General features: G+C 43.0%; 1 protein-coding gene. It reads left to right on the forward strand.

Translation table 11 applies throughout. From position 1 onward, the window contains the following. Positions 1-154: 154 nt before the first annotated feature. Complete coding sequence (locus CAG69_RS12645) at positions 155-1,897, forward strand: bifunctional metallophosphatase/5'-nucleotidase (RefSeq protein WP_161444484.1); 1,743 nt, start codon at positions 155-157, stop codon at positions 1,895-1,897. The last annotated feature ends 312 nt before the right edge of the window (positions 1,898-2,209 follow it).

A 2,209-nucleotide genomic window follows, 5' to 3' on the forward strand; every position in this document is an offset into this window, starting at 1 on the left:
GAATAGAGACCGCAACAAGCGACGCTTGCTTTCAAAACTAGTGTAGATAGCATCGTGATCACTTAAACATGAAATCAAAAAATCACAGTTTCATAAAATTCATGATTCTGTCATGATTCACTTCTTATTATTATAAGGAATGAAAAGAGAGAAGATGAAGATGAATAACAATCATAAGCCAGTGAGAATCAAACTGGCACACATCAATGACACACATTCCTACTTTGAGCCAACGTCATTACAGTTAAAGCTTAAGATCAACAATGAACTCACGCTAGAGCCATACGTGAGTGCTGGCGGGTTTTCTCGCATCGCAACCCGAGTAGAGGAGCTACGAGACGACGCTCAACGTCAAGGGCATGGGATGTTATTTCTCCATGCTGGAGACTGTTTCCAAGGCACACTTTATTTCTCATTATTTAAAGGTAAAGCCAACGCCGATTTGTTGAATGCGTTAAAGATTGATGCGATGGCGTTAGGCAACCATGAATTGGATATGGGTAATGAACCTGTTGCCTTATTCTGTCAACGCACTCAGTTTCCATTGCTTGCTGGTAACTGGGATCTATCAAATGAATCGCTTCAAAAGCCTCACCGAGTCAGCGATAGCAACAATGTGTATAGCTATCAAACGGAGACACAAAGCGCACAATACATCGTCAAAGAGTTTCATGGAGAGCAGGTTGCGATTTTCGGATTATCCATTGATAAAATGAGCGATATCGCGAACCCAGATGCAGATACGCCATTTAAGTCTGCAATTGAAACCGCTAAGGCGACCGTAAAACAAATTCACTACTCTGGTATTAAAAATATCATTCTTCTGAGCCACTTAGGTTATGAAGGCGATTTAGAGTTGGCTGAACAAGTTGAGGGGATTGGTATTATTGTTGGTGGACATAGCCACCGACTACAAGGCGATTTCTCATCAATAGGTTTAGGGCAAGATGACCCTTATGGTGTCAAAGTAAAAGATACTTACGTTGTGCAAGCGGGCTTTCATGCTTTGACCATGGGGCACTGCGTCATTGAATTTGATGAAAACGGCAAAGCAACCATGCTGAGTGGTCAAAATGAACTGTTACTTGGCCGACGTATTTTTTGGGACTCGACACTAAATCAACAGCTTGACCAAGGCGTATTCGAAACCGCGTGTGACTTTATCCATGGTCAACCTAATGTGGTGGTCTGTAAGAAACACCCGGAGACTCAAGCAATCCTAAGTGATAAATACATCCCTCGGGTAAGGCAGTTACAGTCACAAGTCATTGCCAGTATTGACACCAAAAAGCGTCATGTGCGAATCCCAGATGAGTTTGGTGAGAGCGAGCTGGCTTCTTCTGTTGCTCGTTCATTTTTGTACAGCTTAAATAAACGCGGGCATGAGGTTCAATTTGCGATTCATAATGCGGGTGGCGTGCGAACATCATTGAATCCTGGCAACATCACAGTGGCAGATATTGCCGGACGATTGTTGCCTTTTGCCGTTCCGATCGGCTTTTACGACGTAAAAGGCAGTGCTATTCGCCGAGCACTTGAAGGCGCCATAAACAATGCACTCAACAATGATGTGGAAGGTACTGGCTCTGGCAGTTATCCATACACTTACAATTTAAACTTTGAGTACCGAGCTGATGCCCCTAAAGGTGAAAGAATTCAGTCATTAGCAATTTTTGATGGTCAACAATGGGTCGACGTTCAAGACGACACCTGGTATCGAGGCACTTCCTCCGCTTATACAATGAAAGGGAAAGAAGGTTACGATGCGCTACTGGAGATGAAAGGCGAGGGGCGCGTAACCAACTTATCTATGGCTGACTGTTTTATTGAACTTCTGACCGATGAGCCAAACTGTTTGAATCAAAGTCACAAACTTTATACACAGCAACACAGGTAGTAGATATTGGTATCGATTTTGCTGTCTTTCAATTGCTACATGCGATGATGAGGGTGGCAGTATGTGGAATAAAGATTGGACAGATACGGCAGTGGTGGTTGCTTGGGTCGCAATTTGGTCAACGTTAGTTTACTTTGTACCTTTGAGCGGCTTTTGAATTGCTAATAACACGGAAGTTAGAAAAGGAGCAGTTATGCTCCTTTTTTGTGTCTATGTTCTCAAAGACAACGCTCTGACTCCTAAATGTATCATCTTGAGTCACTTGCTGCTCTTTACACCTAATAACAAAAGTTCACGTGGTTGAATCAATTC

Origin of the sequence: Vibrio sp. V43_P6S15P86, from assembly GCF_009904725.1 — a bacterium.
GTDB classification, from domain to species: Bacteria; Pseudomonadota; Gammaproteobacteria; order Enterobacterales; family Vibrionaceae; genus Vibrio; species Vibrio diabolicus.

What these genes read in the sequence shown, in the direction of transcription:
- CAG69_RS12645 (WP_161444484.1), top strand. Translation starts at nt 155, where the DNA reads ATGAAGATGAATAACAATCATAAGCCAGTGAGAATCAAACTGGCACAC.